The organism is Arthrobacter sp. NPDC056493, from assembly GCF_042795115.1.
Classification (GTDB): domain Bacteria; phylum Actinomycetota; class Actinomycetes; order Actinomycetales; family Micrococcaceae; genus Arthrobacter.
Genome location: NZ_JBHTSL010000005.1, coordinates 76,801 through 91,927 on the forward strand (window position 1 = coordinate 76,801; position 15,127 = coordinate 91,927).

General features: G+C 67.9%; 14 protein-coding genes. 7 read left to right on the top strand and 7 right to left on the bottom strand.

Features of this window, described 5'->3' with window-relative positions; all coding sequences use genetic code 11:
- Nucleotides 1–106 precede the first annotated feature (106 nt).
- From mmsB to ACFQ50_RS03560, 3 genes are all read left to right on the top strand, one after another.
- Nucleotides 107–1,009: a 3-hydroxyisobutyrate dehydrogenase gene (mmsB, locus tag ACFQ50_RS03550; protein ID WP_377994140.1), complete on the top strand. Its 903-nt coding sequence runs from the start codon at nt 107–109 to the stop codon at nt 1,007–1,009.
- 63 nt (nt 1,010–1,072) lie between these two features.
- Entirely contained in the window at nt 1,073–2,557 is a 1,485-nt protein-coding gene (locus ACFQ50_RS03555) for a CoA-acylating methylmalonate-semialdehyde dehydrogenase (protein WP_377994141.1), read from the top strand.
- Nucleotides 2,558–2,720: 163 nt separating this feature from the next.
- Complete coding sequence (locus tag ACFQ50_RS03560; protein WP_377994142.1) at nt 2,721–4,346, top strand: DUF222 domain-containing protein; 1,626 nt, start codon at nt 2,721–2,723, stop codon at nt 4,344–4,346.
- A 663-nt stretch (nt 4,347–5,009) separates the two neighbouring features.
- Here ACFQ50_RS03560 and ACFQ50_RS03565 read toward each other — a convergent pair.
- The 3 genes from ACFQ50_RS03565 to ACFQ50_RS03575 all read right to left on the bottom strand — a co-directional run bounded on the left by ACFQ50_RS03565 (nt 5,010) and on the right by ACFQ50_RS03575 (nt 7,933).
- Nucleotides 5,010–5,672, bottom strand: a complete 663-nt coding sequence (locus ACFQ50_RS03565; protein ID WP_377994143.1) for a hypothetical protein — start codon at nt 5,670–5,672, stop codon at nt 5,010–5,012.
- Between the two features lie 111 nt (nt 5,673–5,783).
- The gene (locus tag ACFQ50_RS03570; RefSeq protein ID WP_377994144.1) at nt 5,784–6,983 is read right to left on the bottom strand and encodes a winged helix DNA-binding domain-containing protein; all 1,200 of its coding nucleotides are present in this window, start codon (nt 6,981–6,983) and stop codon (nt 5,784–5,786) included.
- 56 nt (nt 6,984–7,039) lie between these two features.
- Nucleotides 7,040–7,933 carry an SGNH/GDSL hydrolase family protein gene (locus ACFQ50_RS03575; RefSeq protein WP_377994145.1) on the bottom strand — a complete coding sequence of 298 codons (894 nt, stop codon included), beginning with the start codon at nt 7,931–7,933 and terminating at the stop codon, nt 7,040–7,042.
- A 94-nt stretch (nt 7,934–8,027) separates the two neighbouring features.
- On the opposite strand from ACFQ50_RS03575, the gene ACFQ50_RS03580 reads away from it, so the two are divergent.
- Nucleotides 8,028–8,678, top strand: a complete 651-nt coding sequence (locus ACFQ50_RS03580; protein WP_377994146.1) for an alpha/beta hydrolase — start codon at nt 8,028–8,030, stop codon at nt 8,676–8,678.
- 6 nt (nt 8,679–8,684) lie between these two features.
- On the opposite strand, the gene ACFQ50_RS03585 is transcribed toward ACFQ50_RS03580, so the two are convergent.
- A complete protein-coding gene (locus ACFQ50_RS03585; protein ID WP_377949912.1) occupies nt 8,685–8,918 on the bottom strand; it encodes an RNA-binding S4 domain-containing protein in 234 nt (77 codons plus the stop codon).
- A 33-nt stretch (nt 8,919–8,951) separates the two neighbouring features.
- On the opposite strand from ACFQ50_RS03585, the gene ACFQ50_RS03590 reads away from it, so the two are divergent.
- The 3 genes from ACFQ50_RS03590 to ACFQ50_RS03600 all read left to right on the top strand — a co-directional run bounded on the left by ACFQ50_RS03590 (nt 8,952) and on the right by ACFQ50_RS03600 (nt 12,502).
- Complete coding sequence (locus ACFQ50_RS03590) at nt 8,952–9,959, top strand: DMT family transporter (protein WP_377994147.1); 1,008 nt, start codon at nt 8,952–8,954, stop codon at nt 9,957–9,959.
- Nucleotides 9,960–10,151: 192 nt separating this feature from the next.
- A complete protein-coding gene (locus ACFQ50_RS03595; protein WP_102970794.1) occupies nt 10,152–11,537 on the top strand; it encodes a glycine--tRNA ligase in 1,386 nt (461 codons plus the stop codon).
- Between the two features lie 2 nt (nt 11,538–11,539).
- Nucleotides 11,540–12,502 (top strand): GNAT family N-acetyltransferase, encoded by a 963-nt coding sequence (locus ACFQ50_RS03600; RefSeq protein ID WP_377994148.1) that lies wholly within the window; start codon nt 11,540–11,542, stop codon nt 12,500–12,502.
- 69 nt (nt 12,503–12,571) lie between these two features.
- Here the strand turns inward: ACFQ50_RS03600 and ACFQ50_RS03605 are convergent, their stop codons facing one another.
- The 3 genes from ACFQ50_RS03605 to ACFQ50_RS03615 all read right to left on the bottom strand — a co-directional run bounded on the left by ACFQ50_RS03605 (nt 12,572) and on the right by ACFQ50_RS03615 (nt 15,052).
- Nucleotides 12,572–13,390, bottom strand: coding sequence for a lysophospholipid acyltransferase family protein (locus tag ACFQ50_RS03605; RefSeq protein ID WP_377994149.1), 819 nt, complete (start codon nt 13,388–13,390; stop codon nt 12,572–12,574).
- 15 nt (nt 13,391–13,405) lie between these two features.
- Complete coding sequence (locus tag ACFQ50_RS03610; RefSeq protein WP_377994150.1) at nt 13,406–14,221, bottom strand: DUF1295 domain-containing protein; 816 nt, start codon at nt 14,219–14,221, stop codon at nt 13,406–13,408.
- 69 nt (nt 14,222–14,290) lie between these two features.
- Nucleotides 14,291–15,052 (bottom strand): alpha/beta hydrolase, encoded by a 762-nt coding sequence (locus ACFQ50_RS03615; protein ID WP_377994151.1) that lies wholly within the window; start codon nt 15,050–15,052, stop codon nt 14,291–14,293.
- Nucleotides 15,053–15,127: the final 75 nt, after the last annotated feature.

Sequence of the window (15,127 nt, forward strand, 5' to 3'; positions counted from 1 at the left end):
ACATACTGTCTGTATTTTTTCCCCTTGATTGCACTCTAGCAGGGTGTGATCGTGGACACGGACCTTCCGGCCCCGGCGGCCGGATCCGTAGCAAAGGAGCTTACGAATGGCAGTCATCGGTTGGATCGGCCTCGGAAACATGGGTGGCAACATGACCGCGAACCTGGCGAAGGCCGGGCACGATGTCCGTGGCTTTGACCTCAATCCCGCGGCGCTCGCCGCCGCCGAGGAGGCCGGCGTCAAGCCGGTAGGCAGCATTGCCGAGGCCGCCGACGGCGCGGACGTGGTGTTCACCATGCTGCCCAAGGGTGAGCACGCCCGCGCCGTGTACCTCGGCGAAGACGGCGTCCTGGCCCATGCGGACACCCGCACGCTGCTGGTGGACTCCTCCACCATCGACATCGCGTCCGCCCAGGAACTGCACGACGCCGCCGCTGCCGCCGGCTTCCGCTTCGTGGATGCCCCGGTGTCCGGCGGCATGAGCGGGGCCCGGGCAGGGACGCTGACCTTCATGGTGGGCGGGGAAGCGGGCGCGGTCGCAGACGCCACCGGCTTCATCGGCCCGATGGCAGCCAACATCATTCCCACCGGCGGCGCCACCACCGGCCAGGCGGCCAAGATCTGCAACAACCTGATGCTCTTCATCAACCTGGCGTCCACCGCCGAGGGTGCCGTCCTGGCAGACCGGCTGGGCCTGGACAAGCAGGTCTTCTGGGATATCGCGTCCGTTTCCTCCGGCGATTCCTGGGCACTGCGGACCTGGTATCCGGTGCCGGGCGTGGTGGCCACGGCCGCCTCCAACAATGACTTCGCACCCACTTTCACCACCGAACTGGCCAACAAGGACATCGGCCTCGCCATCAGTGCCGCCGAGGACACCGGGACGCCGCTCGAGATCGGCAAGCATGTCCAGCAGCTGTTCCAGCAGCTCATCGACGCCGGCGAAGCGGGCAAGGACTGCTCGATGATCATCAAGCTCGCCGACGGCTCGCTGGACTCGGCCAGGTAGCCCGGCCCTTCAGGACACAATCTCCAGTCACACCTCCAAGCAACGCACGAAAAGAGACTTCCCGTGGAAACCATTCCCCATTTCATCAACGGCAGCCGCGTCAGCGACGCAGACCGCTTCGGCCCCGTCTTCAACCCTGCCACCGGCGAACAGGAGAAGCAGGTGGCGCTCGCCTCGGCGTCGCGGACCGGGGAAGCCATCGCAGCCGCCCGCGCCGCGCTCCCGGCGTGGCGGGCCACGAGCCTGGCCAAGCGCACCAACATTTTCTTCCGGGTCCGCGAGATTCTGAACCAGCGCAAGCCCGAGCTCGCGGCGATTCTCACCAGTGAGCACGGCAAGGTCCTTTCCGATGCCGAAGGTGAAATCTCCCGGGGCCTCGAGAACATCGAGTTCGCCACCGGCCTGTCCCACATGCTCAAGGGTGAGCGCTCCGAGCAGGTCTCCAGCGGCATCGACGTCCACTCCGTCCGCCAGCCGGTGGGCGTCGTGGCCTGCATTACGCCGTTCAACTTCCCGGCCATGGTGCCGCTGTGGATGATCGGCAGCGCCCTGGCCTGCGGCAACACCGTGCTTCTGAAGCCGAGTGAGAAGGATCCGTCGGCCGCCATTTTCATCGCCGAGGCCTTTGCCGAAGCGGGGCTGCCGGCCGGCGTGCTGAACGTGGTCCAGGGGGACAAGGAAGCTGTTGACGTCCTGCTCGAGCACCCCGACGTGAAAGCGGTGAGCTTCGTCGGCTCCACGCCCATCGCGCAGTCGATCTACAAGCGGGCGGCCGATCACGGCAAGCGCGTCCAGGCGCTGGGAGGCGCGAAGAACCACATGGTGGTGCTGCCCGACGCCGACCTGGACATGGCTGCCGACGCCGCGGTTTCCGCGGCCTACGGTTCGGCGGGCGAACGCTGCATGGCCGTCAGCGTCCTCGTGGCGGTGGGCAACGTCGCCGACGACCTTGTCGAGGCGATTTCCAGCCGCATGGCTGGCCTCAAGATCGGTCCGGGAACCGATCCGGCCTCCCAGATGGGGCCGCTGATCACCGCGGAACACCGGGACCGCGTGGCCTCCTACGTGGCGGGAGCCGAAAACGAGGGAGCCACGGTCGTCGTCGACGGCCGCTCGCAGCAGTTCGATTCGGACGGCTTCTTCATCGGCGTCAGCCTGGTGGACCACGTGAAGCCGGGCATGAAGGTGTATGACGACGAGATCTTCGGCCCGGTCCTGTCGGTGGTCCGCGTCGACACGTACAGCGACGCCGTCCGGCTGGTCAACGAGAACGAGTTCGGCAACGGCACGGCCATCTTCACCCGCGATGGCGGGGCGGCGCGGCAGTTTGAGTTCGACGTCGATGCCGGCATGGTGGGCGTCAACGTCCCCATCCCTGTACCGGTGGGCACCTTCTCGTTCGGCGGCTGGAAGAACTCGCTGTTCGGCGACACCCACATGTACGGCCCGGACAGCATCCGGTTCTATACCCGGGGCAAAGTGGTGACCACCCGCTGGCCGGATCCGTCCACCTCGGTGATTGACCTGGGGTTCCCGCAGATCGACTAAACTCGAAACTCGGTTTACATCAGACCTTGAGTTTGGGCCGGTTACGACCGGCCTGCGCCTCAGCCCGCGTCCCGCAGCCACAAGCAGCGGGCCGCGGGCTGTCCCTTTTCCGGGTGCAACCCCATGTCGCTAAATTGTCAGTGGCCGGTGAGATGCTTCGGGTATGGAAAGCAGTGCAGCTGTGGAGACGATGGAGGCCATCGAGGCCTCTACTTCTGCACTGGCTGCTTTCGTTGATCTCGCCACGGGAAACGTCCCCGTGACGGGTGGCCAGGCGTCGGGCGCGGCTGATCCGCTGCGGGACCAGGCCGACGCCCACCTTGACGGTTTGGCCGAGCTGGCCAAAGTGGAGGCCCGCCTCGCGGCCCTGAAGGTGCAGCTCGTCGCCGGCTACGCCAACGCTGAGAAAGCCATGACGCCGCCGGCCGCTTCCCCGCAGGACCGCACCGTCAGGGACATGGCCGTGACCGCCGAAGTGGCCGGTGTCCTGACCATCAGCGAACGCGCCGCGGGTGCGCTGCTGTCAGAGGCCCATGTGCTGACCACGGACCTGCCGCTGACGCTGTCCGCGCTCCGGGCCGGCACCATTTCGTGGCAGCACGCCCGGATCATGGTGGACGAGACCGTGAATCTTGACCCCGCCGGGGCGGCAGCGTTGGAGGCGCATTTCCTCGACTCCGCCGCTCCGAACGCGGCGCGGGGTATGCAAGCCGGCGACCTCGTCCCGTGCCGGTTCCGGGCGAAGGTCCGCACCTGGCGGGAGCGGCACCACCCGGTCAGCATCGAAAAACGCCACGCCCGCAGCGCGGCGGACCGGCGGGTGGAATATTGTCCGGATCAGGATGGCATGGCCTGGTTCTCGGCCTACCTGCCCGCGGACCAGGCTGCGGGGATCTGGGACCGCAGCACCGCCGCAGCCCGGGCCATGCAGGGACCGGCCGAGGCCAGGACCCTCACCCAGCTCCGCGCCGACGTCGCCGCGACCTGGCTGCTCACCGCAGGCCTCGAACACACGCCGGCCGGCACCGCAGCAGCCGGCAACGGCGCCGGTGACGAAGGTCCCGCCGGTTCCCGGTCGGCCAGCGGTGTGCCCTCGCCCGCGGCGCAGGTCCTGATCACCGTGCCGGCGCTGTCCCTGCTCGGCCTGACCGAGGAAACGGCCATGCTCGACGGCTACGGGCCGATCCCGCCCTCCATGGCCCGTGCGCTCGTCGCCGACGGGGCATCGTCATTCCGCAGGGTGCTCACCGACCCCCGTGACGGCGTGCCCCTGGAAATCGGACGAACCAGCTACCGGATCCCCAAACCACTCAGGCAATGGTTGAGGCTCCGGGACGCCAAGTGCTCGTTCCCGGTCTGCAACAACCACTCCCTGGACAACGACGCCGACCACCTCCTGGCCTGGGCACGCGGCGGACCCACCGGGATCAGCAACCTCGGCCAACCATGCCCTAAACATCACCGGCTCAAACACGGCTCTACCTGGACACCCACCGCTGCCAGCGCCAACGACCCACCCGGCTGGACCTCACCCACCGGCAGGCATTACCCCAGCGAACAACCCGACTGGGAACCCCCACACTGGCCACCACAGATAATGGCCAGGCTCAATGACCCTGCCATGGCCAACAATTTTGATCCCCGGTCACCCGACACCTACCACTCGGCTGCACCGCCGCTCCGGGCGGGGACCCGGGCTATGGCGACTCGCCGTGGCCGCAAGCGGGAGCTGCTTCAGCGCGCCAGATCCCTCGACCGTGCGCGTCATCAGGATCCGCTTGTAGCGTAGGCGGACTTCCGGGGCGGGGGTTCCGCCCGTGCCGGTCAGCCAGCCATCAGGGACCGGTCCGAAGGCGCACCGTATTGGGCACCTATCTTCCGGGCGTGGCCGGATCTAAGCTGTCCGCATGCCGCGGTTGAGACCCACTGCATGCCTCGCACTCCTACTGCCGGTGCTCCTGCCGGTGACGGGATGCGGGGCCACGTGCCCGGCAATGGCCTGGATCAACTCGGTCAATGTGATCCTGGACGGGGACACCCGAAACGTGGCCTGGGTGCAGCTGTGCACTCCGGACGCGTGTTCGCAGGCAACGGCCCGGCCAGCCCCGGAACCCGTTCTTCCAACCGCCACCGCTACTCCAACCGGGGCCAATGGTCTCGGGTTCCCCCCGGGCCTTGGACCGGTCGAACGCCGAATCACAGTTGAGAAAACCGGCGCGGAATCTTGGCGTTTTGGATTTGAGACGGATAATCCCGGGACTGTTACTGTCCGGACACTCGACTCCGCGGGCAAAACCCTCGCGGAAAGGAAGGTGCCAATAGACTGGCAACCGGCACGTGAGCCGGGTCCGTGCGGCGGACCGCAGACGGCGTCGTCCATCACGCTCAGGCTCGACCCATCACGCTAGCGCTCGACCCGCAACGGCGGCCCGGTGACCATGACCGTCGCCGGCTAGCCGTTCATGATGTCGTTGCGCCGGGCCATGTACTCCTCCATGGAGATCTTGCCGTCGCTGTACTGCTGGTCCAGCTCAGCCAGTTTCCGTGCACGGAACCCCTGCGGAGCCGACGGCGGCGGGGGAGTTGCAGGGGCTGCCCCAGTGGTCGGGGCCGGGCTCTGTTGTTGTGGCTGGGGCGGGTTGGCCCGGTATTCCGGGCTGTCCTCGTAGGGAACCGGTCCCTGCTGCCAAGGCGGAACACCAGCTCCGCCGGGGCCGGTCTGGCTGGGGTACGGCTGGTTCGGATATGACTGGTTCGGGCCAGGCTGGGGGTATGGCGGGTACTGCTGATCCGGGTAGGGCTGATTCAGGGGCGGAAGCTCTTCACGTCCACTGCGCTGGGGGAATCCAAGTCCGCCGCCGAAGTAGTCCTGCTGCGTGTAGCCGTCCCGCGGCCGGTTGTCCGGGCGGTTCTGGAACGGGCCACCAAACGGGCTGCCCGGCTGGTTGCCGAACTGGTCCTCGCCGTTGTTAGGGAACTGGTCGGGAAACTGACCGGGGTACTGCCCGGGCAGGCCGGGCCCCTGGTTCCGCCGTTGGACCGACCTCCGGTACATCCGCATGCCCATGGGAACCAGGACGGCCAGAATGATGATCCAGAAAAACAAGTCGAGCACGGTGGGGCCTCTCAGTGAGTGTCCATTCCAGCTTAGTCCTGTGAGGGAGCGCGCCAGCGTCCGGAGCGCACGCCTGCACGGGACAGCCGCACGGGAACGCTGCAGGGGACGTCAGGTGCCCACCGGGATCCGGAGTGTCGGCATGCCAAGGAAGTCCCCGTACCTGGCCACCGCCACGTCGAGCGCCCGTTCGGTGGCATGCCCCAGCGGCCGGGACATACGGATGTCCAGCTCGCAGCGCTCTGTGGCGGACCCCCGCCGGACCAGCGAATGCCGCCAGGAGCCCGCCAGCAGTCCGTCGAGCAGGACCACATGCATGGGATTGTCGCCAAAGGGATAGGCCGGCGCGGTTCCGCCGAAATAATGCCGTGAGACGGAATAGCCCATGATGTATTCGTCGTAGCACTGGACCAGGTCGATCTGCGGCAGGCCATGACGGGGCCGCGTTGATCCGCCGCGCTGCGTTGGTGCCCCGCGCCCCGCTTCCTTGCGCAGCCCCAACGCCTCCGGGCCACACTCCGGCGGCCGGAGATAGAATTCCGCGCCGTCGAAGCTGGCGGCAACGATGGCGCCCGGAGCAATCTCCTCCGCCAGCGCCAACCCCTTGCGCACATCTTTCATCGTGAGTCCGGACCAGTCCGCGCAGTCCCGGACAGTGGCAGGCCCCCGGCTCCCGAAATACCTCAGCGCCAGGGCCGCCAACGACTCCTCCCGCGAGAGCACAGCGGCCGGGGCGCCCCCGGCCACGCGCTCATCGAAGGCTGCATACGTCTGCCGCAGCGCTCCGCCGGCACTTCGGACGGGCGTGCCGCTCACCAGCACCCCGCTGATCTCGGCATGCATGATCAGGTACGCGAGGGCGAGTCCCTTGCCCGGGAAGCCGGCACCCTGCAGCCTGGCGGCCAACTGCTCGCGGGTGAGGTGCACTCCGCCGGCCACCGCTTCCGCCAGGACGTCGGCGCTCCTGGAAGCTGCATCATTGTCGATTCCGGTCCTGCGGTACGTGCCGCCGTTTGCCTGGTGCAGCCGGGGCTCGGAAAGGGCACGCAACCACGGCAGGTCGTCGCGGTGCACGAAATGCCAGGTGGGCCGCAGGATATGGGTCCGGAGAATCCGTCCGTCGGCAACCGCCTGCTCCACATCCTCCACGGTGGCACCCGTCGTCCGCTGGGCCAGGGACCAGCGCGCATAGGGAAACTCCTGCGCCTGTACGGCCAGCAGGTTCTTCAGGGCTTCCTCCGCCGTCGCTGCCCGGCGCTCCCACAGCTGCTGGCCGGCGAGCCGGGTCCGCAGCACCTCACGTGGTTCCATGCCCGACGCCGCTCCTCACCTTTGGCAGTTCAGTCACCCTCGGCACCTCAGCCAAACTACTGCCGGACGGGATCACCCAGGCCCAACGGCCGTTCGCCCGAACCCAACGGCCCCTCGCCCGAACCCAACGGAACCCCCGGACCGAAGACGGGTCCCGGCGTCGGCCGCTTGGGGCTGATGCCGTCGCCGGATGACCTGTGGCGCAGGCGCCGGACCACCCACGGCACAAAATACTCCCGTGCCCAGACGAGGTCTTCGCTGCGGGCCTCGCGCCAGCTGCGCGGCGGCAGCGGCTTCGGCGCGAGCGGCTCGAGGCTGTGCTGGACGTTCAGGGCCTCGAGCACCATGGCGGCAATGGTGTGGTGTCCCAACGGCGAGAAGTGCAGCCGGTCCTCGTTCCACATCTGCGGGTCCTTCAGCTGCCGGAGGGACCACATGTCGGCGATGACCGCGTCGTGCCGGGCGGCGATGGTGCGGAGGTTCTCGTTGTAGATGGCCACCTTGCTGCGGATCCGGCCCAGCACCGACGATCCTGTGTCCGGGCCGTTGAACAGCACCACGGTGGGGCCGCTCATCGCCAGGATCTGCACCACCGGGTCGAGCCGTTCGGCGAGGGCATCGGGGTCGCCGCCGGGCCGGATGAGGTCGTTGCCGCCGGCGGAAAGCGTCACCTGGTCAGGCTTGAGGGCCAGGCAGGGCGCCAGCTGCTGGTCGACGATCTGCTGCAGCAGCCGTCCCCGCACGGCGAGGTTTGCGTATGCGAAATCCTCATGGCCCCGTCCAAGCTCTTCCGCCACCCGGTCTGCCCAGCCGCGGTAGCCGCCCGGGCTGCTGGGTTCGGGGTCGCCGATTCCTTCGGTGAAGGAATCACCCATGGCCACGTACCGGCTCCAGGGGTGGCGGGCAGCAGGCTCATCCGTTCCTACCATGGGCTCTGGGGCTTGTTGCATGGGCTCGGTTCCGCTCACCCTCCCATCCTGTACCGTCACCGCTTGGCTACGCCACCGTAGGTTGTTACCTGTGGGTAACTGTAAGAATGGAGCCATGACTTTAGCCGACTCCTTTCCTGCCCCCGTTGTTCTGTGGTCCAAGCCCGAGGAAGCCAGGGCCGGCAAACCACTGCTGGTCCTGCTCCACGGTTACGGCGCCAACGAGCAGGACCTCCTCAGCCTGGCCGACATGCTCCCGGACGACTTCGCGGTGGCCTCGGTCCGGGCACCCATCGCCATGGGACCGGGCTTTTCCTGGTTCCCGCTGACCGGCTCGATCGAATATTCAGTCGACGCCGTCAAGGCAGCTTCGGTGTACGTCCTGGATTGGCTGGACACGGTCAAAGCCAACCACCCGTCCGTCACGCTGCTCGGGTTCTCGATGGGGATGGCCATGGCCACCACGCTGCTGCGGCAGCGGCCCGCTGACTTTGCCGCCGTCGTCGGGCTTTCAGGTTTTGTGGTCAATGCGGATTCCGACGGCGGGTTCAGGGACGCCGAACTGGACGGAACGGTGCCGCTGTTCTGGGGCCGGGACCAGCAGGACCCGGTCATCACGCCGGACAAGATCGAGTACACGATGGGGTGGGTGCGCAAGCACGTGAAGCTGACCAAGGTCCTTTACACGGGCATGTGGCACGGCATCAACGCCCAGGAAGTCGGGCACGTGTCCGAGTTCCTCACCCACGAGGTGCTGAAGCAGTAGCTTTTTTTAACCCTGGGGGGCGCTGATCCGGACGGTCTGGCCGTTCACCGTCACCGTGTCCCCGTTGTGAAGCTGCCGGCCGCGCCGGTCGTCGATCTCACCGTTGACCTTGACCAGGCCGTTTTTGATCAGCTCCGTTGCCTCCACTCCGTCCTCCACGAGGTTGGCGAGCTTCAGGAGCTGGCCCAGGCGGATCATGGTGTCGCGGATGGGGATCTCTTCGATTTCCGGGTTACTCATACCAGTAATCATGCCTGACGTAAGGTGAAACGAATGACCCATGCACCCCGGCTGCCCCTTGCCGTGGGCCTTCCGATGGCCGTGGCCTCCGGCCTTGCGATTCCCGTCCAGGGGCGCATCAACGGGGCCCTTGGCGCCCGCCTCGGTGACGGCATCGCCGCCGCCGTCGTGAGTTTCAGCACCGGGCTGATCGTGATGGTCATCGTGTCCCTGCTGGCTCCGCGCGGGAGGGCGGGCCTCGCCCGGATCCTGCCCGCGTTGCGTGAACGCCGCTTCCCGCCGTACTACGCGCTCGCCGGGGGCATCGGCGCCTTCTTCGTCTTCGCGCAGTCCTTCACCGTGGGGCTGCTGGGCATCGCCCTCTTTACCGTGGCCACCGTCACGGGACAAACGCTCAGCGGCCTGCTAGTGGACCGCCTGGGCATCGGCCCGGCCGGGAAGAAGTCAGTGACCGGCATCCGCGTCATCGGCTGCATCCTCACCATTGCCGCCGTCTCGTGGGCCGTTTCACCGCGCTTCGCCGGCGGTGCTGCGGGCGCGGCCGGTGCAGGCGCCGCGGGCGCCGGGGCGGCCGATCCCACGGCGCTCCTGCTGCCGATCATCCTGCCGGTTCTTGCAGGCTTCCTCATGAGCTTCCAGCAAGCCATGAATGGCACCGCCACCGTGCACTACGGGACGCCGATCGCGGCCACGCTGGTCAACTTCATCGCCGGCACCTGCGTGCTGTGGGTTGCCTGGTCCGTCAAGGTGGCCGTCGCCGGGCCGGCCAACCCGCTGCCGGGGGAGTGGTGGTACTACCTCGGCGGGCCCATGGGCTGCGTGTTCATCGGCCTGGGTGCGCTGCTGGTGCGCAGCCTCGGCGTGCTGGTGACGGGACTCGGCATGATCGCCGGGCAGTTGCTGGGGTCGCTCGGCCTGGACCTGCTGGTGCCCACGCCGGGCACCGTGGTGCAGGCAGCCACGGTTCTGGGGACCCTGCTGACCCTGGCGGCCATCGTCGTGGCCACGTTGCCCTGGCCCAGGGGCGCCCTTCGGAGGTAGGGGCGCCCTTCGGAGGTGAGGGTGCCTTCCTGAGGTGAGGCACCTTCCGGAGGCAGGTCCCGGTAGGCTAGGACTCGCAGCTTCCTGCACAGTTTTTCCCTTGCACACGCCCCCGCCCGGCATCCAGCCGCGGTCCAGGGCCAGAGACACCGCGGACCGCACCCAGCGGCCCTGTAGAAATTGGAGTTCCCCATGGCAGCAAAATCCGTCCTCGACCAGGTCATTTCCCTTTCCAAGCGGAGAGGCTTCGTTTTCCAGGCTGGCGAGATCTACGGAGGCTCGCGTTCCGCTTGGGACTACGGACCCCTCGGTGCCGAGCTGAAGGAAAACATCAAGCGCCAGTGGTGGCAGTCCGTGGTGCGCGGCCGCGAGGACGTGGTGGGCTTGGACTCCTCCGTCATCCTGCCCCGCCAGGTATGGGAAGCCTCCGGCCACGTGGACGTCTTCTCCGACCCGCTCGTCGAGTGCCTCTCCTGCCACAAGCGCTACCGCGCCGACCACCTCGAAGAGGAATACGAGGAGAAGAAGGGCCGCCCCGCCGAGAACGGCCTCAAGGACATCGCCTGCGCCAACTGCGGAACCCGCGGCGAATGGACCGAGCCGCAGGAATTCTCCGGCCTCCTGAAGACCTTCCTGGGCCCGGTGGCCAGCGAGGAAGGCCTGCACTACCTGCGCCCCGAAACCGCGCAGGGCATCTTCGTGAACTTCAACAACGTGCTCACCACGTCCCGGAAGAAGCCGCCGTTCGGCATCGGCCAGATCGGCAAGTCCTTCCGCAACGAGATCACGCCCGGAAACTTCATCTTCCGCACCCGGGAGTTCGAGCAGATGGAAATGGAATTCTTCGTGGAGCCGGGCACGGACGAAGAGTGGCACCAGTACTGGATGAAGGAGCGCATGTCCTGGTACACCGGCCTGGGCATCCGCGAGGAAAACCTGCGCTTCTTCGAGCACCCGCTGGAAAAGCTCAGCCACTACTCCAAGGGCACCACGGACATCGAGTACCGCTTCGGCTTCCAGGGCTCCGAGTGGGGCGAGCTGGAAGGCATCGCCAACCGCACGGACTTCGACCTCTCCACGCACGCCAAGGCCTCCGGCACGGACCTCAGCTACTTCAACCAGGCCACCAACGAACGCTTCACCCCGTACGTGATTGAGCCCGCCGCCGGCCTGACCCGGTCCTTCATGGCCTTCCTCATCGACGCCTACACCGAGGACGAGGCCCCCAACGCCAAGGGCGGCGTGGACGTCCGCACCGTGCTCAAGCTGGACCCGCGGCTCGCCCCGGTGAAGGCCGCGGTGCTGCCGCTCAGCCGCAACGAGGACCTCTCCCCGAAGGCCAAGGACCTGGGCACCCAGCTGCGCAAGAACTGGAACATCGACTTCGACGACGCCGGCGCCATCGGCCGCCGTTACCGCCGCCAGGATGAGATCGGCACCCCGTTCTGCATCACCGTGGACTTCGACACGCTCGAAGACCAGGCGGTCACCATCCGTGAACGCGACACCATGAGCCAGGAACGCGTGTCCCTGGACAAGGTGGAGGGCTACCTGGCCGCACGGCTGATCGGCGCCTAGCCGTGGCGATCCAATACCGCGAATGGCGCGAAGGCGACGACCTCGCCCTGCTTGAAGTCTGGGGCGACCCGGAAACCGACCAGGCGGGGCAGTTCCGCGGCACCCTCGCGCCCTCCGGCAACGCGCCGTGGCGGCGCTGCATCGTGGCCGAGGACCTCGTTGACGGCGTGGCCATCCCCGTTGCCGCCGGTGTTGTCCACGAGGCCAGCCTGCACCCGGAGCGGCTGTGGGTGTACGTCGAAGTGGCCAGGGACCACCGCCGGGCCGGCATCGGTTCCACACTGCTCATGATGCTGCGCCGTGAGGCGGAGGGATCGCCGTCGGGCGTTACCCGTCTGCGCTGCAAGGTGGAGCCGGGCACCACCGGCGCCGCCTTCGCGGAGGCGGCGGGGCTCACCCCCATCCAGCACACCCGGCTCGTCGTGGTGGAGCCGGCGGCCCTGAAACTCCCGGTCTTCGGCGACGGTTCCGAGGAAGCGGCGTCGGAGCGCATCGAGGACCTGGCCACCGGTTCGGTGGAGCTTTCCGACGTCGTGGGCCGGTACTACTCGTCCGTCCACGGCTGGGACAGCCCGGGCGAACTGGGCATCGGCACCGTGCAGCGGCTGTTCCTTGATGAGCTCAGCGGCGCGCACGGCGCGATTGTGCTGCGCGGCCCGAAAGCCAGCGCCTTCGGATCAGGTGTGCCGGCCAGCCGCAAGGGCAGGATCCAGGCCTTCGCGATCAGCTATGCGCAGGGCAGTTCCGATCACCCGTCCGATGTGTTCCTCGGCCACGAGCCGGAGCTGGACGCCGAGGAGGCCCAGGCAGCGGTCCGTGACCTTCTGGCCCTCATCGCGTACCAGTACCCGGTGCTCATGGAAGTGGACGATTCGATGGCAGCGCTGCGCGCCGTCGTCGGGCCCCTGATGGAAGCGGGCAAGGCCCGCCGCCAGGGCGCGGAGACGTCCGTCGTCTCCGACTGACCCATCTATCTAGCAGCCCATCTATGTAGCAGCACAGGGCGTTCCCAGACCTGGGAACGCCCTGTGCTGCTACTGGGCTGGGGGATTCACCCTTGGGGCCGCTGTTGTTCGGGAAGTACGACGCCGGTCCCTCGCCAGATCAGCCGCATCGAGCCTTTGGCGTTCCGCCTCGGAGATGGCGCCGCCGCCGAGGTCCGCCGGCATCCACCAGTCGCCGGGCCGCGCCGCCACGGGAAAGCTGGCGATGGCGGCGTCGATTCCCGCCTGGAGCGTCCTGCGGAGCCGCGACGTTTCCCGCTCCGGGTCCAGGTCCGCGGGCAGATGGAACGGCTCACCGATATGCACCCGGACCGGCGCGCGCCGGATGCGGTGCAGCGGAAGGCCCTTGCCGCGGGTCAGTATCCGGTGGGCGCCCCAGACCGAGACCGGAATCAGCGGCACGCCCGCCTCGGCCGCCATCCGCACCGCCCCCGTCCTGCATTCCCGGACCTTGAAGCTGCGGCTGACGCCGGCCTCGGGCATGACGGCCAGATACTCACCGGCGCGCAGACTTGCCACGGCGGCGTCATAGGCGCCGGTCCGCGAACCGTAGCCCACCACCACCTGGCCCGCTGCGCTGATGAAGGGACCCGCGAGCCAGTGGTCCGCGGCTCCCTGATGGATCATGAACCGCAGCTGCCCGCGGTTGTGGCGCCACAACACGAGTTCGGCGGCCGCGAAGTCCAGGTAGCCAAAGTGAGTGATGGCGACGACGGCGCCTACTTTGCTGTCCGGCAGGTTTTCCTGCCCGGTCACCATCAGGCGGATCCGGAACAGCCACTGCAGGAACAGGCCGGTCCGGACGAGGAGGCGGTAGAAGCGGTCGCTGGCGGCTGGGGTCCATGGCATGTGAGTGTCCCCGCGTCAGTGCCGCCGCGGCGGCCATGGGAAGAAACCGCTGGTGGACTCCACGTATTCGCGGTAGCCAGGCCGGCCCGACATGGCCTTCTCGGTGAGCGGCTTCCCGGTCTTGGCGGCCAGCGTCCAGATCATCAGTGCGGGGGAGAGGACTGTCAGCACGCCGGGCCAGGACTCGGCAGCGATGAGGAACAGCCCCGCCCAGACGGCGGCGTCGCCGAAGTAATTGGGGTGCCGCGTGTAGCGCCACAGGCCGGTGTTCAGGACGGTTCCCCTTTGGGCGGGGTCGCCCTTGAACTGCTCCAGCTGCCTGTCGCCGACGGACTCGAAGATGAACCCGGTCAGCCACACCGCCGAACCCGCCGCGGCGAGAGGCCCCAACGGACCGGTGGCGAACATTCCCACCTGGATGGTCAGCGAGACGAAGAACATCACGAGGCCCTGTGGCAGGTAGACGCGACGGAGAGCGTAGGCGTTCCGGGACCCGGGCGCTCCTTTGAGCACCGCCACGTAGCGGGGGTCCTCATGGCCGCCGCGGGCCCGGCGGCCGATGTGCGTGCCGAGCCGGGTTCCCCAGATGCCCGTCAGCACCAGCAGAAGCGCACGCCTGCCGCCGTCGCCCTCCCCGGCCGAGAGAACAAAGGAGATCACCGCAATCACGACGAAGCCCGGGCCCCAGGCCACGTCCATCACCGAGTGCCGCGCTTGGCCACCGGCCGCGGGATGGATGGCCACGGCGTACGTGACGGCAAGCACCAGCACCACACCCAGCGCCGCCCAGGGCAGGCTGGCGAGGAACGCCGCCAGCGGAAACGGGCTCATGAAGCCGGTCCGGTCACGAGAATCGCCACCTCACCACTGCCCTTCACAACTCTCACGGGACACCAATTCTCAGAGGACCAACGGCAATGCCTCCCCGGACGGGGGAAGCACCCTGTCCAGGGCGGCGGCGGAGGCTGGGGACCCCGCCCCGGGAACTCCGGTCCGTTCGGTGAAGGCCTTCATCAGGAACCCGGTGGCCAGCCTGTGCCACAGTCCGACCCGACGCAGCATGAAGTGCCCGGCCCCGCGGAGCGAGACGTACCGCAACTCCGCCGCTTCCGGCGCCGCCCGGCGCGCGAACCGGAGTGAGGCCGACGGACTCGTCCACCGGTCCTCGTCCCCGTGCACGATCAGGACCTTCCGCCCGGTGACAGCGGAGGCGGGGGTGGCATCATCGAGCCACGGGGCCAGCGCCACCACGGCGTCCACGTCCGGTTCGTCAGCGGCGCAGATCGCGGTGAGGCCGCCCATCGAATGCCCCAGCAGGTAGATGGGCACGCCGGGGTGCTCCGCGCGGATCCTGGCCAGCGCCCAGCGGGCATCCTTCAGCGGCGTCATGTCCTCGCCGTTCCAGCCGCGCACACTGTTCCGTAGAATCCAGACCGCCAGACCGTGTTTCCGGCCGGCCGCGTGCAGGTGGCGGGCAAACGGCACCATCCGCGCAGGGCTCAGATGCCTGGCCTGGACAGGCTGGAAGCTGTGCGACTTGCCGCCATGCAGCACCAGGGCCACGCCGCGGGCGGGTCCGGACGGTGCCAAAACCGTCAGCGCCGCTTGGTGGTGGGTCCGGTGTTGCCTCACTCTTGCATCCTCCGACACTTCGTCGTCCATTTATCAACCCTATGGCCGCCGCCGTAGAGTTCAAGCATGAGGTCTAGCTGCTGATGGGTGCAGGTCACTCCCACG